This window comes from Klebsiella sp. R390, from assembly GCF_051131745.1.
Taxonomy (GTDB): Bacteria; Pseudomonadota; Gammaproteobacteria; order Enterobacterales; family Enterobacteriaceae; genus Klebsiella.
This window is the reverse complement of sequence record NZ_CP180445.1, coordinates 4,036,861-4,053,143: the sequence shown is the minus strand read 5'-3', so window position 1 is coordinate 4,053,143 and position 16,283 is coordinate 4,036,861. Positions and strand designations below refer to the sequence as shown.

General features: G+C 56.8%; 12 protein-coding genes and 1 pseudogene. 5 read left to right on the top strand and 8 right to left on the bottom strand.

The features are described from left to right. The first annotated feature begins 100 nt into the window (after window positions 1-100). On the top strand, window positions 101-2,095 hold the full coding sequence (tkt, locus tag ACMYSP_RS19015; RefSeq protein ID WP_434583593.1) for a transketolase: 1,995 nt from the start codon (window positions 101-103) through the stop codon (window positions 2,093-2,095). Here tkt and ACMYSP_RS19010 read toward each other — a convergent pair. The 3 genes and pseudogenes from ACMYSP_RS19010 to aegA form a co-directional block, all read right to left on the bottom strand. Beyond that, on the bottom strand, window positions 2,064-3,131 hold the full coding sequence (locus tag ACMYSP_RS19010; protein ID WP_434583591.1) for a DUF1176 domain-containing protein: 1,068 nt from the start codon (window positions 3,129-3,131) through the stop codon (window positions 2,064-2,066). The genes tkt and ACMYSP_RS19010 overlap by 32 nt on opposite strands. Window positions 3,132-3,196: 65 nt before the next feature. Beyond that, a pseudogene (nudK, locus tag ACMYSP_RS19005) lies at window positions 3,197-3,794 on the bottom strand (GDP-mannose pyrophosphatase NudK). Window positions 3,795-3,851: 57 nt separating this feature from the next. Next, window positions 3,852-5,834: a formate-dependent uric acid utilization protein AegA gene (aegA, locus tag ACMYSP_RS19000; protein WP_434583589.1), complete on the bottom strand. Its 1,983-nt coding sequence runs from the start codon at window positions 5,832-5,834 to the stop codon at window positions 3,852-3,854. A 381-nt stretch (window positions 5,835-6,215) separates the two neighbouring features. Here aegA and acrD point away from each other — a divergent pair, with 381 nt between their 5' ends. Then, window positions 6,216-9,329, top strand: coding sequence for a multidrug efflux RND transporter permease AcrD (gene acrD / locus ACMYSP_RS18995; RefSeq protein WP_434583588.1), 3,114 nt, complete (start codon window positions 6,216-6,218; stop codon window positions 9,327-9,329). Between the two features lie 129 nt (window positions 9,330-9,458). On the opposite strand, the gene ypfM is transcribed toward acrD, so the two are convergent. Then, window positions 9,459-9,518 carry a protein YpfM gene (gene ypfM, locus ACMYSP_RS18990; protein ID WP_100181659.1) on the bottom strand — a complete coding sequence of 20 codons (60 nt, stop codon included), beginning with the start codon at window positions 9,516-9,518 and terminating at the stop codon, window positions 9,459-9,461. 408 nt (window positions 9,519-9,926) lie between these two features. On the opposite strand from ypfM, the gene ACMYSP_RS18985 reads away from it, so the two are divergent. From ACMYSP_RS18985 to ACMYSP_RS18975, 3 genes are read left to right on the top strand one after another with little or no spacing between them, the layout of a single operon-like run. After that, window positions 9,927-10,283, top strand: a complete 357-nt coding sequence (locus ACMYSP_RS18985) for an ArsC family reductase (protein ID WP_434583586.1) — start codon at window positions 9,927-9,929, stop codon at window positions 10,281-10,283. Window positions 10,284-10,286: 3 nt separating this feature from the next. Further along, window positions 10,287-11,414, top strand: a complete 1,128-nt coding sequence (gene dapE / locus ACMYSP_RS18980; RefSeq protein ID WP_434583585.1) for a succinyl-diaminopimelate desuccinylase — start codon at window positions 10,287-10,289, stop codon at window positions 11,412-11,414. A gap of 29 nt (window positions 11,415-11,443) precedes the next feature. Then, on the top strand, window positions 11,444-11,644 hold the full coding sequence (locus ACMYSP_RS18975) for a YpfN family protein (protein WP_123755338.1): 201 nt from the start codon (window positions 11,444-11,446) through the stop codon (window positions 11,642-11,644). A gap of 81 nt (window positions 11,645-11,725) precedes the next feature. Here the strand turns inward: ACMYSP_RS18975 and ypfH are convergent, their stop codons facing one another. From ypfH to purC, 4 genes are all read right to left on the bottom strand, one after another. Further along, the gene (ypfH, locus tag ACMYSP_RS18970) at window positions 11,726-12,424 is read right to left on the bottom strand and encodes an esterase (RefSeq protein ID WP_434583583.1); all 699 of its coding nucleotides are present in this window, start codon (window positions 12,422-12,424) and stop codon (window positions 11,726-11,728) included. A 76-nt stretch (window positions 12,425-12,500) separates the two neighbouring features. After that, on the bottom strand, window positions 12,501-14,501 hold the full coding sequence (locus ACMYSP_RS18965; RefSeq protein WP_434583582.1) for a tRNA(Met) cytidine acetyltransferase TmcA: 2,001 nt from the start codon (window positions 14,499-14,501) through the stop codon (window positions 12,501-12,503). Between the two features lie 12 nt (window positions 14,502-14,513). Further along, window positions 14,514-15,389, bottom strand: a complete 876-nt coding sequence (ypfJ, locus tag ACMYSP_RS18960) for a KPN_02809 family neutral zinc metallopeptidase (protein ID WP_434583580.1) — start codon at window positions 15,387-15,389, stop codon at window positions 14,514-14,516. 120 nt (window positions 15,390-15,509) lie between these two features. Next, entirely contained in the window at window positions 15,510-16,223 is a 714-nt protein-coding gene (gene purC, locus ACMYSP_RS18955) for a phosphoribosylaminoimidazolesuccinocarboxamide synthase (RefSeq protein WP_123755342.1), read from the bottom strand. Window positions 16,224-16,283: the final 60 nt, after the last annotated feature.

The following is a 16,283-nucleotide window of genomic DNA, read 5'->3' as shown; positions in this document are numbered from 1 at the left end:
TGATAGTCCTGTCTGCTATGCTTTTTAGTTATCTATCCCAAAAACACCTCGACTGACAATCAGCAAAAACTCATGCAACATCTTGTTTCAGGAGTCAATTATGTCCCGAAGAGAACTTGCCAACGCCATTCGCGCCCTCAGCATGGACGCCGTACAAAAAGCCAACTCCGGCCACCCCGGCGCCCCAATGGGGATGGCAGATATCGCCGAAGTCCTGTGGAATGATTTCCTTAAGCACAATCCGGGCCACCCGGGCTGGTACGACCGCGACCGCTTTGTACTCTCCAACGGTCACGCCTCCATGCTGCTGTACAGTCTGCTGCACCTGACCGGCTACGACCTGCCGCTCGATGAGCTGAAAAACTTCCGCCAGCTGCACTCGAAAACCCCCGGTCACCCGGAGCACGGCTATACCCCCGGCGTCGAAACCACCACCGGACCGCTCGGCCAGGGCCTGGCTAACGCCGTCGGTATGGCGATTGCCGAACGTACCCTGGCGGCACAATTCAACCGCCCCGGCCACGATATTATCAATCACTACACCTGGGTGTTTATGGGGGACGGCTGCCTGATGGAAGGGGTTTCTCATGAAGCCTGTTCGCTGGCGGGTACGTTAGGGCTCGGCAAACTTATCGGCTTCTATGACCATAACGGCATCTCTATCGATGGGAAAACCGAGGGCTGGTTTACCGACGATACCGCCGCGCGCTTTCGGGCTTACCACTGGCACGTCATTGGCGATATCGACGGCCACGACCCACAGGCGGTGAAACAAGCGATTCTTGAGGCCCAGAGCGTGACGGACAAACCGTCGCTGATTATCTGCCGGACGGTCATTGGATTTGGCTCACCGAACAAAGCCGGTTCGGAAGAGTCCCACGGCGCGGCGCTGGGCGAAAAAGAGGTGGCGCTGACCCGCGAGAAACTGGGCTGGAAATATCCGCCCTTTGAGATCCCTAAAGATATTTATCAGCAGTGGGATGCCCGGCCGCGCGGCGAACAGGCGGAACAGACATGGAATAAGCAGTTCAGCGCCTGGCAGCAGCAGTACCCCGAGCTGGCAGCCGAGCTGAAACGCCGGATGGAGGGCGAACTGCCGGCGAACTGGGATGAAATGGCACACGACTATATTGCCCAACTGCAGGCCGAACCGGCGAAAATTGCCAGCCGCAAAGCGTCGCAAAATGCGCTGAACGCCTACGGCCCGGTATTGCCGGAACTGCTGGGCGGTTCGGCGGATCTGGCGCCCAGCAACCTCACCATCTGGTCTGGTTCGCATTCCATCAAAGAGGATCTGGCGGGTAACTATCTCCACTACGGCGTGCGTGAATTCGGGATGACGGCGATCGCCAACGGGATTGCCCTGCACGGTGGTTTTATCCCCTATACCTCCACCTTCCTGATGTTTGTCGAGTATGCCCGTAACGCAGCGCGTATGGCGGCGCTGATGAAAGCCAGACAGATCATGGTCTATACCCATGACTCGATTGGGCTGGGGGAAGATGGTCCCACCCACCAGGCGGTGGAGCAGTTGGCCAGTCTGCGCCTGACGCCCAACTTCAGCACCTGGCGCCCCTGCGATCAGGTGGAAACGGCGGTTGCCTGGCGGGCCGCCATTGAACGGCATAGCGGCCCCACCGCGCTGATTCTGTCGCGGCAAAACCTGGCACAAATGGCGCGAACACCGCAGCAGGTGCAGGATATCTCCCGCGGTGGCTACGTGCTGAAAGATGCCGGCGGCAAGCCGGATTTGATCCTGATTGCCACCGGTTCGGAAGTTGAGATCGCCGTACTGGCGGCAGAGCAACTGCTCGCCAAAGGCATTAACGTCCGGGTGGTCTCCCTGCCCTCAACCGATGTCTTCGATGCGCAAGATGAGGCCTACCGGGAGTCAGTCCTGCCCGGCGACGTTAGCGCCCGCATTGCCGTCGAGGCCGGGATTGCCGACTACTGGTATAAGTATGTCGGACTGAAGGGGAAAATCGTCGGCATGCGCAGCTACGGGGAGTCAGCGCCGGCTGACAAGCTCTTCCCGTTCTTTGGCTTCACCGTCGAGCATATTGTCAATTTAGCGGATGAAATATGTAACGGGTAACCCATAGCGTGGGCCAGGCATCTGGCCCCTGCCAGTTATCGCACTGCGGCTGCTGCGCATAGCGCACCAGACTAAACCGCTGGCCATCATAGCGCCAGCGGGTCTGGATCCCGCAATCGCCGGGACTGCGGCCTTTATCCAGCGTCACCAGTTCGTGACGCTGTTCATCAAAATTGGCGTTAATCAGTTCAATCTCACGGGCCGCATTGGCCGGGGGCTGAAAAGGTAAGCTCAGACGCAGCTGGCGCGCCATATACGGCGGCCGGCGCGACACCAGCCAGGCCCGCCAGATGGTGTTGTAAGCACCCGCTTCACAACTGACCATCAACAACACTTTTTCATCCGTTAACGCGGTGACCCGAATCTCACGGCGGAACGGATCCAGGGAGCATGAGCTGTTGTCTATCCGCTCGTTGCCGTAATCCATCAGATCATTGAGTTCATCCCGGCTCAGGGGCGATTGGGTCAGATCGACTTTGCCCACCGCTCGTAGCGCTGGGGCCGGAGGAACGCTGAGCGGCGGCTCTTCACCTTTGCCCACCCACGCGGTTTCACTGCCGACGCGTTTCTGGTGATTATCGATAAACAACAGGGCGGCCTTCAGCCCCTGCAGAGAAATAGTCTGTAGCCCGTTGACCAGGGTTATCGCCTGCCCTTCCTGCACCTGCTGCAAAAAAGCATCGATGGTGACGCTGTCGCCGGTTTTAATCAGTTTATCCGCAACCTGCCAGTGTTTATCAACCAACGCCAACGGTTTACCGTCCAGCAGAAGGCGCGGCGCCACAGGGGCCAGCGCGGCGACCGGGTTACCGATGCCTCCCAGTTCAATACGCAGGCTGGCATCGGTGACGGCGCCGGCGCTGCGGCTCAGCGTCATCACCAGTCCGTGATGCAGACCAACGTTGCGGGCGACGCAGAAATTCTGGTTATTACAGGTCACCAGCCAGTCATTGAAGAGCTGCTGCGCAGGCGCCGCCCACGCCAGTGACGATGGCAGGACAGAGAAAAGCAGAAAAAAGAGAACCCGATAAAGCATGCGCGGCACAACCCCAGAAAAAACGCTCAAAACAGTCGCCATCTTCACTAGCCGCGCCATGTTACTCAATCGGATTTATCAGATATCCCCCGCCATCAGACCCGAGGTTTGCAGGTACTGCAGCAGGATGACCGCTTTACCGTCACGGATCTCGCCGTTGGCGACCATCTGCAGCGCCTGGCTGAACGGCAGCTCCAGCACGTCGATGTCTTCGTCTTCAACGCCACCGCCGCGGTTTTTCCGCTGGGCATCACTGTACTCGGCAATAAAGAAATGGACGATTTCAGTGACTCCGCCGGGGGACATAAACAGTTCGAACAGCTTTCGCACTTCACCGACTTCGTAGCCGGTCTCTTCAATGGCTTCTTTGCGAATGCAGGCTTCCGGCTCGTCGTTATCCAGCAGCCCGGCGCAGGTCTCAATCAGCATCCCGTCTTCATTGCCGTTAACCCAGGTGGCAACGCGAAACTGCCGGACCAGCACCACCGTGCACTTACGGCGGTTATACAACAGGACCGTCGCGCCATTGCCGCGATCGTAAACCTCACGCTTATGACGCACGACGCTGCCGTCACGACGCGTCAGCTCGTAGGTGATATTGCGCAAAATGAAGTAATTTTCGGAGAGGAGTTTATCTTTGATAACGTTGATGTTGAGTGACATACGGCCCCGCAGCATGGAATAACCATGCCATACTACGCCGCGGGGCCGGGTTTGTCGTTAGTGAAGCGGCGCTGATGTTACGCCGAGATAATCCATGATGCCCAATGCAGCATGACGGCCTTCGGCCATTGCCGTCACCACCAGATCGGCACCGCGCACGGCGTCTCCACCTGCAAAAATTTTGCTGTGGGTGGTCTGATAGCGATAGCGGCTTTCCACATGGGCCTTGATCCGCCCACGGCTATCGAGCTGTACGCCAACGGACTCCAGCCACGGCATACCGTGCGGGTGAAAACCAAAGGCCATGATCACCGCGTCGGCAGGCATCACAAACTCGCTGCCCGGTATCGGCGATGGGCTACGTCGTCCCTGGGCGTCCGGTTCACCCAACTGGGTTCGCAGAAAGCGAACGCCATTGACTCGGCCATCACCGTCCAGCTCCAGCGTCACCGGCTGCACGTTAAATTCAAACACAGCCCCCTCTTCACGGGCGTTTTTGACCTCTTTTTTTGACCCCGGCATATTGGCCTCATCGCGACGATAGGCGCAGGTCACCTGTTTCGCCCCGTGGCGGAGCGCAGTACGCACGCAATCCATGGCGGTATCGCCGCCCCCCAGCACCACCACATTCAGGCCATGGGTGTCGATGTAAGGTTCGTCAGGCAGCTCGCTGAGCCCCATCACCTTTTTGGTATTGGCGATCAGGAACGGCAGTGCATCATACACCCCCGGCGCATCTTCATTGGGCAAATCCGCTTTCATCGAACGATAGGTGCCGGCGCCGATAAACACCGCGTCGTACTCCTCCAGCAGCGAGGCTAAGGCAATATCCTTACCGACTTCACAGCCTAACTCGAAGTGAATCCCCATTTGGCTGAAGATTTCCCGGCGCCTGGCCAGCAAGGATTTATCGAGCTTGAAGGCGGGAATGCCAAACGTCAGCAGACCCCCGATCTCCGGATGACGGTCAAAGACAACGGACTTCACACCATGGCGAATCAAGCGGTCGGCACAGGCCAGACCCGCCGGACCAGCGCCAATAATGGCCACTTTTTTGCCGCTATCAACGACACGGGAAAGATCCGGGCGCCAGCCCTGTGCCAGCGCTTGGTCGGAAATATAGCGTTCAATGTTGCCGATGGTGACCGCCCCCTTGTCATCGCGCAGGGTACAGGCCCCTTCACACAGGCGATCCTGTGGGCAAACGCGGCCGGTAATTTCTGGCAGGCAGTTCGTTTGGTGAGAGAGTTCGACGGCGCCGGAGATATCCCCCGCCTGCACCCGCTCAATCCACTGAGGAATATGGTTGTGCAGCGGGCAGGTCCATTCGCAGATGCTGTGCTCGCCGCATTGTAAACAGCGTTCTGTCGCCTGCTGCGCCTGGCCGGCATTAAAGGGCAGGTAGATCTCGGCGAAATCTGTTTTACGCTCCCGGGCATCACGTTTATCTGCCTCGCTGCGGGGCGATGTTGCCGCCATCTGGAGAACTTTTGCCCCCTCTGCTGGCACGCTTATGTCACCTGGATGCGCATGCCACGGCCGTGCGTCCAGCCGCGCCGTACGCTGACGCCGCTGTTTGGCCATGCTGAACAGCGTTTCGTCGGTCGCCAGCTGTAACGCCTCCGCCGGGCAGTTCTGCACACAGGCTGGCCCCGTTTCGCGACCGCTGCACAGATCGCATTTGTGCGCCGTCGCCTTCACTTTTCCCGCAGCCGCCGGAAGCAGCACGATTTCCATCACCCCGAACGGGCAGGCCACCATGCAGGATTTACAGCCGATACATTTCTCTTCATTGACCTGTACGCTGTCGTTGACCTGCCTGATGGCATCGTTCGGGCAACTGCGCAGACAGGGCGCACTTTCACAATGCCGACATGTGATGGCGTTACGCTTGTTCTCGTGCTTGATTACGCTAATACGCGGTAAAAAGCGCTGTGGGGTCAGCACGTGCTGTTCGTCGTTATGTGCCATCACGCAGGCCACTTCGCAGGCTTTACACCCGATGCATTTGCGACTGTCGCTGATAATAAAGTGGTTCATGGTATCCTTCGGTCTTCGGTGAATAACCCCTCAATTCGCATGATTATTTATTACCCGACAAAACAGGGTCGGAACAATGTTCATTTGCCCAGATTACTTTTTTTCTCGTGATAATCCGGCCTGGATCAAGTTTTTTTGACTTAAATGAAATTGCGTTTTATTTAGACTGGTTATAGAAGAAAATGAGATCACCGTGATCAACCTGGCGCGGGTAAGCGCAGGATTCCACTGAGGTAGTGGACCGCAACGGGTCGTGTCGCAAAAGGCATAAGATAAATTACACTATCTCCTTAATTTCTCCACGATTGACTGTGGGGTTAGCTATAGAGTGTCACAGACTGTGAAACAACAGAGCATGTACACAATGAGGTCTCAATTCTGATGGCGAATTTTTTCATCGATCGCCCCATTTTCGCGTGGGTGCTGGCGATTCTGTTATGCCTGACCGGAACGCTCGCAATCCTGTCGCTGCCCGTAGAGCAATATCCCGATCTTGCGCCACCTAACGTGCGCATTACCGCCAATTACCCGGGCGCTTCCGCACAGACGCTGGAAAATACCGTCACTCAGGTTATCGAGCAGAATATGACCGGGCTCGATAATATGATGTACATGTCATCGCAGAGTTCCTCCTCCGGGCAGGCAACCATCACCCTGACATTTACCGCCGGCACCGACCCGAACGAAGCCATGCAGCAGGTGCAAAACCAGCTGCAATCAGCGATGAAAAAACTGCCTCAGGCGGTGCAGAATCAGGGGGTGACGGTCCGCAAAACCGGTGATACCAACATCCTGACCATCGCGTTTGTCTCCACCGACGGCAGCATGGATAAGCAGGACATCGCCGACTACGTTGCCAGTAACATTCAGGAACCGCTCAGCCGCGTCAATGGTGTCGGCGATATCACCGCCTACGGTTCACAATATTCAATGCGTATCTGGCTTGATCCGGCCAAACTCACCGGCGTGCAAATGACGGCGAAAGATGTCACCGACGCCATCTCATCCCAGAATGCGCAGATTGCCGTAGGCCAGCTTGGCGGCACCCCGTCGGTAAATAACCAGACGCTGAACGCCACCATTAACGCCCAGTCGCTGTTACAAACGCCGCAGCAGTTCCGCGATATTACCCTGCGGGTGAATCAGGATGGGTCGCTGGTGACCCTTGGCGATGTGGCGAAAGTCGAGCTGGGGGCGGAAAATTACGATTACCTCAGCCGCTATAACCGCAATCCAGCGTCGGGTCTTGGCGTTCAGTTAGCCTCCGGGGCCAACGAAATGCAGACGGCCGAACTGGTGCTCAACCGCTTAAACGAGCTGTCACAGTATTTCCCGCACGGCCTTGAGTATAAAATCGCCTACGAAACCACCTCTTTCGTGAAAGCCTCGATCCACGACGTGGTGAAGACGCTGCTGGAGGCGATTGCGCTGGTATTCCTGGTCATGTACCTGTTCCTGCAAAACATTCGCGCCACCCTGATCCCCACCATTGCCGTTCCGGTGGTTTTGATGGGCACCTTCGCGATCCTGTTTGCCTGCGGCTACAGTATTAACACCCTGACGATGTTCGCGGTGGTACTGGCGATAGGCCTGCTGGTGGACGATGCCATCGTAGTAGTAGAAAACGTCGAGCGCATCATGAGCGAAGAGGGGCTTTCCCCTCGCGAGGCGACGCGCAAATCGATGGGGCAGATCCAAGGCGCGCTGGTGGGTATCGCCATGGTGCTATCGGCGGTATTTATCCCGATGGCCTTCTTCGGCGGTACCACCGGGGCCATTTATCGCCAGTTCTCAATCACTATCGTCTCTGCAATGGTGCTCTCCGTCCTCGTCGCCCTGATCCTCACCCCGGCGCTGTGTGCGACCTTGCTAAAACCAATTAAAAAAGGGGAGGAACACGGTAAGAGCGGCTTCTTTGGCTGGTTTAACCGCATGTTTAACCGTAGCGCGCGCAGTTACGAGACGGCGGTGGGCAAAATTCTCCACCGTACGCTGCGCTGGATCATGCTCTACGTGCTGTTGCTGGGCGGAATGGTGCTGCTGTTCCTGCACCTGCCCACCTCGTTCCTGCCGCAGGAAGATCGCGGGATGTTCCTCACCTCCGTGCAGCTGCCGAGCGGTTCTACCCAACAGCAAACGTTGAAAGTGGTGCAAAAAGTTGAGGACTATTTCTTCAGCCACGAGAAAGCGAATATTGCTTCGATTTTCGCCACCGTCGGCTCTGGCCCAGGCGGCAATGGGCAAAACGTCGCGCGTATGTTTATTCGGCTGAAAGACTGGGACGAGCGTGATGCCAAAACTGGGACATCATTTGCGATTATCGAGCGGGCGACGAAAGCGTTTAACCAGATTAACGAAGCGCGCGTCTTTGCGACTAACCCGCCGGCTATCAGCGGTCTGGGCAGCTCCGCCGGGTTTGATATGGAACTGGAAGACCATGCCGGTAACGGCCATGACGCGCTGATGGCGGCACGCGATACGCTGCTTGATCTGGCGGCAAAAGACGATCGACTGACCCGGGTACGCCATAACGGCCTTGACGATAGCCCGCAGCTGCAGGTCGATATCGATCAACGTAAAGCCCAGGCGCTGGGCGTTGCCATTGACGATATCAACGACACCCTGCAAACCGCCTGGGGCTCAAGCTACGTGAATGACTTTATGGATCGCGGCCGCGTGAAGAAAGTCTACGTTCAGTCCGCCGCCCCATACCGCATGTTACCGGACGATATTAATCAATGGTACGTGCGCAACAGCAGCGGCACGATGGTGCCCTTCTCGGCGTTTGCCACCTCACTCTGGCAGACCGGCTCTCCGCGCCTTGAACGCTATAACGGCTATTCAGCGGTGGAGATTATCGGGGAAGCCGCGCCGGGCGTCAGTACCGGTACGGCAATGAATATCATGGAAGAGCTGGCCCAACAGCTGCCAAACGGCTTCGGTCTCGACTGGACCGCGATGTCTTATCAGGAGCGGCTGTCTGGCGCTCAGGCCCCGGCGCTGTACGCCATATCGCTGCTGGTGGTATTCCTGTGTCTGGCGGCACTGTATGAAAGCTGGTCAATTCCCTTCTCAGTCATGCTGGTGGTGCCTTTAGGGGTGATTGGCGCGCTCCTCGCCACCTGGCTGCGCGGCCTTGAGAATGACGTTTACTTCCAGGTGGGCCTGTTGACGGTCATCGGCCTGTCGGCGAAAAATGCCATCTTAATCGTCGAGTTCGCCAATGAACTGAATGAGAAGGGAGAAGATTTGCTCGCCGCCACCCTGTCAGCCTGTCGGCAGCGTCTGCGCCCGATCCTGATGACCTCGCTGGCCTTTATTTTCGGGGTCCTGCCGATGGCGACCAGCACCGGCGCCGGTTCAGGCAGCCAGCATGCGGTCGGCACCGGCGTCATGGGCGGGATGATCTCCGCGACGTTCCTGGCCATTTTCTTCGTACCGCTGTTCTTTGTGCTGGTGCGTCGACGCTTCCCGCGCAAGGAGCGACCGCAATAATTCACGACGGGGTCGAATATCCTGTGCTGAAATAACAAAAAGGCGACTATCACAGTCGCCTTTTTTATCTGTTCACAGCCGCATTAGCATTATTAGCATGATGCGATTACCCTGCTCACATTGTGGAATTTATTTACGAAGCATGCCTTCAATAAAATCTTTCCAGTTCCCTAATTCATGTTCAATCATAATATCCTCTCTTATTATTATGGGTGATTTTAAGTAAATCTGTTGCCGATGGGAAGTTCATTGAAGTTATCGCTGTGATTGCTGGTTTGCATCGTCCGCTACTGCCTTCGTTGACCTGGCGCTACTATGGACCTGAGTATGTTGATTTAATGTGACCAATGGCAACATTTTGCAACATTAGCCACTTTTTCAGATTGTTCTCGCTGCCGGCTGTACGCCCGGTGAGGGGCGACATACAGCCCATGATTAAATACCCTGGTTAATATTCAACCAGGTGATGCGGGCACGGTAAAAAGTTATATTTCTGAACCTGATTAACGTATTATTTCAGGCAGTATTTTTTCGGGTATATTCGGATATTCCTGAGTTTATAGTTCAATTCAACGTTAAAACGTAAAAGGTTTAATCATGCTGACCATGTACGGAATCAAAAACTGCGACACGATAAAAAAAGCCCGCCGCTGGCTGGAAGCGAATCAGCTTGAATATCGCTTTCATGATTATCGTACCGATGGTCTCGATCGTGATTTATTAAACACATTTATCGCCGAACTGGGCTGGGAAGCTCTGCTCAACACCCGCGGAACCACCTGGCGTAAACTGGATGAGAGCCGCCGCGACCTCATCACCAACGCCGATGCCGCCGCGACGTTGATGCTGGAAATGCCGGCAATTATCAAACGCCCATTGCTCTGCGCGCCCGGGCAGCCTATGCTGCTGGGCTTCAGTGAACTTACTTATAAGAAGCTTGTTAACGAGGTATAGTCTATGTCATGCCCGGTCATTGAGCTGGCTCAGCAGCTTATTCGCCGCCCTTCCCTCAGCCCCGATGATGCGGGATGCCAGGCGCTCATGATTGAACGCCTGCGTGCGATTGGCTTTACCGTTGAACCGATGGATTTCGGGGATACCCAAAACTTTTGGGCATGGCGTGGACACGGTGAAACGCTGGCCTTTGCCGGCCATACTGACGTGGTCCCGGCCGGCGATGCCGACCGCTGGATTAACCCACCCTTTGAGCCGACGATTCGCGACGGCATGCTGTTTGGTCGCGGCGCTGCAGATATGAAAGGTTCGCTGGCCGCTATGGTGGTTGCCGCTGAGCGCTTTGTCGCCCAGTACCCAAATCACCAGGGCCGTCTGGCGTTTCTGATCACCTCCGATGAAGAAGCCAGCGCCCACAACGGCACCGTGAAGGTCGTTGAAGCGCTGATGGCCCGTAACGAACGGCTGGATTACTGCCTGGTGGGCGAGCCGTCCAGCACCGAAGTGGTGGGCGACGTGGTCAAAAACGGTCGTCGCGGTTCATTAACCTGCAACCTGACCATTCATGGTGTACAAGGGCACGTGGCTTACCCGCATCTCGCCGATAACCCGGTTCACCGCGCGGCGCCAATGCTGACGGAGCTGGTGGGTATCGAGTGGGACCAGGGCAATGCGTTCTTCCCGCCTACCAGCATGCAGATTGCCAACGTGCAGGCCGGAACCGGCAGCAATAACGTGATCCCAGGCGACATGTACGTTCAGTTCAACTTCCGCTTTAGCACTGAATTGACGGACGACATGATCAAAGCTCGTGTTATTGAGTTGCTGGATAAATACCAGCTGCGCTATACCCTGGACTGGTGGTTATCTGGTCAGCCGTTCCTGACCAGTCGCGGCAAACTGGTCGAAGCGGTGGTAAACGCGATCGAGCACTATAATGAAATTAAACCTCAGCTGCTGACGAATGGCGGTACTTCTGACGGCCGCTTTATCGCCCGAATGGGTGCCCAGGTCGTCGAGCTGGGACCGGTGAATGCGACAATTCACAAAATCAATGAATGTGTTAATGCCGCCGACCTGCAGCTACTGGCACGGATGTATCAACGCATCATGGAACAGCTGGTCGCCTGACGACCGCGATGTAATAAGAGGAAGCGCACATGGAATGGCTTATCAGCCACTGGTGGATTCTGGTGTTGGTCTTTTTAGTGGGCGTCATGATTAACGTCATTAAAGATCTTAATCGCGTTGACCACAAAAAATTTCTCGCCAACAAGCCAGACCTGCCCCCCCATCGTGATTGCAACGATAAGTGGGACGATGACGACGACTGGCCGAAGCACGACCAGCCGAAGAAATAAGTCCAGACCCCGGTCAGCACTACGCTGCCGGGGCACTCCCGAATGACGGTGTAAAATGTTATCCGGGAAGCGACAATCTCATCACAGCAGTTCGATAATATCGTCGTCTTTTGGCGTGCTGCCGCTTAGCGCTTCATCGAAATAGTGCTTCGGTACGGTATAGCGCAGACGCTCAAGTGCAAACTGCATGCTACGATCGTCAATCGCATGCCCCAGATCCTCAACGATATCCAGCGTTACATCGCCACCAGCCTGCAACAGCGCCTCTTGTGCCGACACCGCCCACGCCAGGTCGATAACGCGATCTTCGCCACCATGAATCAGGTGAATCGTCGTCGCCGTCGTCGCTGACTGAGGGAGCGTCGCGTAACGTCCGTTAAACGCGATAACCCGTGAGGCCAGCCCCGATTCGGCTTTGATACTCTCCAGCGACATAATCGCGCCCTGGGAGAAACCAATCAGCGCCGTTGCCTGCGGGCCCACACCGCTCTGTTTCTGCCAGTAGCGAACCGTCTCAATAAAGGTCGGCATAATGGTGTCGATTCGCGACTGACGATTCTCCTCAGTGACTCCCTGAACGGAAAACCACTGCCGGCCCGGAGGAGGCCCACAAGGCTCGGCCCCGCCGATACTGACAATCAGAGCATCGGGGAACTGCGGTGCGAACAAACTGCCGATCTGCCCCATTGAAACGGGATTATCCCCGACGCCATGAAACAGCAACAGCAGCTGTTGGGCAGGTGTCGCCGGGCTTTGAACAACAAAATGGTCGTGTTTCATGGCGGTCTCCTTAGTGTACGTGGGCAGTTTACGCCGCACGCGGAATATGACCATGACATTTAACTGAATGAGTTAGTTAAAAAAATTGCAGTTCTTCAACCTGCTGGCGCAGCACCTCAGCCCGCGTTGCATCCAGGCTGAACAACGCCTGTCCAGCCTCCTCACGCATGCGGACCAGCAGCGCCTTGCGCCCTGCCAGACGTAATTCTGTGCAGATCAGCGCTTCATCCTGGCGTTGCAGGCGCGCACGCAGGGCCGGAAACGCGCATTCGCTTTGCAGCAGCAGGCGGTTCAGGGCGCCGATCGCCGCCAGCAGCGGGCGATGGGCAAAGGCAAAGCCAGCGATATCCAGCCAGTCCTCTTCCGTAAGCATAGCTGCTTGTATCGTTGACAGCGGCAGCGCGGTGTCACGCCACTCCCGCAGCCAGAATTCATCCCGTTCCAGCCGCAGGGACTCCTGCTGAACCAGTTCACCGCCCGCAGCAGTTAACGGATACAGCGCCATCGCCGTATAGCAACCGCTGCTGGCCTCACGATGAGTGCCTAAACGCACCAGGGTAAAACCGCAACGCTGCCAGAAACGCCAGAGTTCAGGGGTGTAACCAAAGCTCACCGACAGATAATCGAGAGCGTGAGAATGTGCGACAGCCCTGGCGACCAGTGCCTGACCCAGCCCCTCCCGCTGACGGGCCGGATGGATGGCAATGCGGGTAATGCGCTGCCCGCATAAGGTCGCCGCTAGGGGACTGCCGCCATGGGCCGCCAGCGACTGTGCCACCAGGTTACCGCGTGGACGACGAAAACCCGCCCATACAGCCTTGCTCAGTGCAGGCTCCAGCCCGCCCTCCTCCACGCACCACAATGCCCCAGCCACCCCGTCCGGCGTGCGGGCGCAGGTAAAGTGCTGACCCGGGGCATCCATCATTCGTCGTAAATCCAGCGGTGATGTGCGGTAATGGGCACCAGAAAGCAGTTGGTACATCGCCGGAGCCAGTCCGTTGTGCTGCTGCCAGCTGGCCTGATCCACGGCGATCGCCTCGACCTCTCCCGTGGGTGCCTGCGCAAAACTTTCGTCGCCGAACAACAGCAAATCGCTGACCAGCGCTTCCAACGGGCAGCCGGGCGCCCAGCGAATAGGAGTCGACAGGTGGAACTGCCACAGGTGCGCAAAGCTGGCGCAAAACTTGAGCATAAACCCGCGCCCGGTCCCTTCATAACCCTGGATGGTGGTGGTCAGTAAAGTTCGGGGGAAGCGGGCAACCAACTGGCGCAGCAACGGCCCGGGAATCGAGGCAGCTTCATCCACGATCAGCCACCCGGCCTGCACATCACTGGCCAGCAGCGCATCGGGGGCCATAAAGTGAAAATCCTCACCAGCAAAGGAGGCCATCACCTCGGTGGCTCCGCGGGCCGGGGCGGTGACGATGGCATCACCAGCCAGCTGGCGTATCAGCATCCCTGCCAGCGCGGACTTTCCTCGTCCACGTTCGGCGGTCACAACGGCAATGCCCGGCGGGAGCGTGGCCAGACGCGCAAGAAGAGCCGCCTGCCCCGCCAGGGGATGACCATCTGCTGGCTGCCACTCCGGACGAGGGACGCTGTCCGGTAAGGTCAACGTCTCTCCCTGTCGCCAGATCACCGTGTCGCGACTGGCGCTAGCCTGCTGGCAGAAGCGGTGGACAAAATGTGGGGTTGGGATCGGTGCTGGCGCATCGCTCCAGCGCAGAGAGTCCTCATCAGGCAACGTTGGCCAGCGCGCAAAATCTGGCGTCAGCAGTATCAGCCAGCTTCCGGCACGCAGGGTACCGCTCAGCGCCGCGAAGGCTGACACGTCAAACCCGTGACGGGCATCGAAGAAGGCGTGATGATATTCACGCCCGAGTAAGGATTTTAAGGCACCCGGCAAGATAGTGGGTTGTACCTGCGGCTCGGTGCCGACCCACAGGCCATCGCCACCCAGACGTTCGCGTAGCTCGAGCGCCTGTTGCAGACACCACGCGTCGTCGCCGCTGAGCACCAGCAGGCGACGAATACCGGTTAGCACCATCTGCGCCGTCAGGTTAAGCAGCTTATCCATGTGCTATCGCGATCAGAGCGAGTTACCGAAAGTATTGCACTGCGCCGGTTCGCCACTATCAAAGCCACGTTTAAACCAGGTGTAACGCTGCTCGGAGGTACCGTGAGTGAAGCTGTCCGGCACCACGCGTCCCTGGCTCTGCTGCTGCAGACGATCGTCGCCGATGGCTTCTGCGGCATTCAGCGCTTCCTGCAGGTCGCCGGTTTCCAGGATATCCTGTTTCTGCATGTTGTGGCCCCAGACGCCAGCGAAGCAGTCAGCCTGAAGCTCCATTTTGACCGACAGGCGGTTCACTTCGGTCTGCGATGCCTGCTGCTGCATCTGACGGACTTTAGGTTCAATCCCCAGCAGCTTTTGCACGTGGTGACCCACTTCGTGAGCAATGACATAACCCTGTGCGAAGTCGCCATCAGCACCGAGCTTATTCTTCATTTCGTCGTAGAACGACAGGTCGATATAGACGGTGCTGTCCGCAGGGCAGTAGAACGGCCCCATGACCGACTGGCCGGTACCGCATCCGGTCCGCGTCGCGCCACGATAGAGCACCAGCTTCGGTTTGACATACTGACGCCCCATTTTTTCAAACAGCGGACCCCAGGTATCTTCGGTCGTCGCCAGGATCACCGAGGTAAATTTGGCAGCTTCATCGTCGTGCGGGCTGACAGAACGTTGGGTAGTTGTTTGCTGCTGCTGGCCGATCGGCTCGCCCGTCAACATGCCGGTTAAATCCACGCCGTAATAGCCGGCCACCAGCACGATAATCAGCAGTACAATACCGCCCTTACCCGTGGGCAGGCGAAAACCGCCACCGCCGCCGCCCATTGATGGGCCCGAACTATTCCGCCTGTCTTCAACATTATCGCTCTCGCGACGCCCTTGCCAACGCATAGGAACCTCTATCTCTTTCATTCACGAATAGAAGAGATCGTAGGCCGTTAAGCGGAGAATTACCACAGGAAACAACAGGAAGACGCCAGAAGACCGGACGGTCTTCTGGCGGAGGGATATTTAGTCCAGCTTCACACCCAGACGATGGGCCACTTCTTCATAGGCTTCGATCAGGCCGCCAAGGCTCTGACGGAAGCGATCTTTGTCCATTTTATCAAGGGTATTTTTGTCCCACAGGCGGCTGCCGTCCGGGGAGAACTCATCACCCAGCACCACTTCGCCTTTGAACAGACCAAATTCCAGCTTGAAGTCGACCAGAATCAGGCCAGCGTCATCAAACAGTTTTTTCAGCACGTCGTTGGCTTTGAAGGTCAGTTCCTGCATGCGCGCCAGGTTCTCTTTGCTGACCCAGCCGAAGGTTTCACAATAGGATTCGTTGACCATCGGGTCGTGCATCGCGTCGTTTTTCAGGAACAGGTCAAACAGCGGTGGCGACAGCTCAATCCCTTCTTCAATGCCTAAGCGTTTTACCAGCGAACCAGCCGCACGGTTACGGACAACGCACTCCACCGGAACCATATCCAGCTTTTTCACCAGGCATTCGGTATCAGAGAGCAGGGCTTCCATTTGGGTCGGGATGCCGGCTTCTTCCAGTTTGCTCATAATGAAATGGTTAAACTTGTTGTTCACCATGCCTTTACGGTCGAACTGCTCAATGCGCGCGCCATCACCTGCTGATGTATCGTTACGGAATTCGAGTACCAACAGATCCGGATTCTCGGTGCTGTAAACGGTTTTCGCTTTACCACGATACAACTCAGCTTGCTTTTGCATCTTTGTTACTCCAGTGAAGATATAGACGATAAAAATTGCGCTTTTCGCCTATACACCAAA

Excerpts from the sequence above, each read along its gene's own strand:
- tkt (WP_434583593.1), top strand. The coding sequence starts at position 101 with ATGTCCCGAAGAGAACTTGCCAACGCCATTCGCGCCCTCAGCATGGAC.
- ACMYSP_RS19010 (WP_434583591.1), bottom strand. The coding sequence starts at position 3,131 with ATGCTTTATCGGGTTCTCTTTTTTCTGCTTTTCTCTGTCCTGCCATCG.
- aegA (WP_434583589.1), bottom strand. The coding sequence starts at position 5,834 with ATGAACCACTTTATTATCAGCGACAGTCGCAAATGCATCGGGTGTAAA.
- acrD (WP_434583588.1), top strand. The coding sequence starts at position 6,216 with ATGGCGAATTTTTTCATCGATCGCCCCATTTTCGCGTGGGTGCTGGCG.
- ACMYSP_RS18985 (WP_434583586.1), top strand. The coding sequence starts at position 9,927 with ATGCTGACCATGTACGGAATCAAAAACTGCGACACGATAAAAAAAGCC.
- dapE (WP_434583585.1), top strand. The coding sequence starts at position 10,287 with ATGTCATGCCCGGTCATTGAGCTGGCTCAGCAGCTTATTCGCCGCCCT.
- ACMYSP_RS18975 (WP_123755338.1), top strand. The coding sequence starts at position 11,444 with ATGGAATGGCTTATCAGCCACTGGTGGATTCTGGTGTTGGTCTTTTTA.
- ypfH (WP_434583583.1), bottom strand. The coding sequence starts at position 12,424 with ATGAAACACGACCATTTTGTTGTTCAAAGCCCGGCGACACCTGCCCAA.
- ACMYSP_RS18965 (WP_434583582.1), bottom strand. The coding sequence starts at position 14,501 with ATGGATAAGCTGCTTAACCTGACGGCGCAGATGGTGCTAACCGGTATT.
- ypfJ (WP_434583580.1), bottom strand. The coding sequence starts at position 15,389 with ATGCGTTGGCAAGGGCGTCGCGAGAGCGATAATGTTGAAGACAGGCGG.
- purC (WP_123755342.1), bottom strand. The coding sequence starts at position 16,223 with ATGCAAAAGCAAGCTGAGTTGTATCGTGGTAAAGCGAAAACCGTTTAC.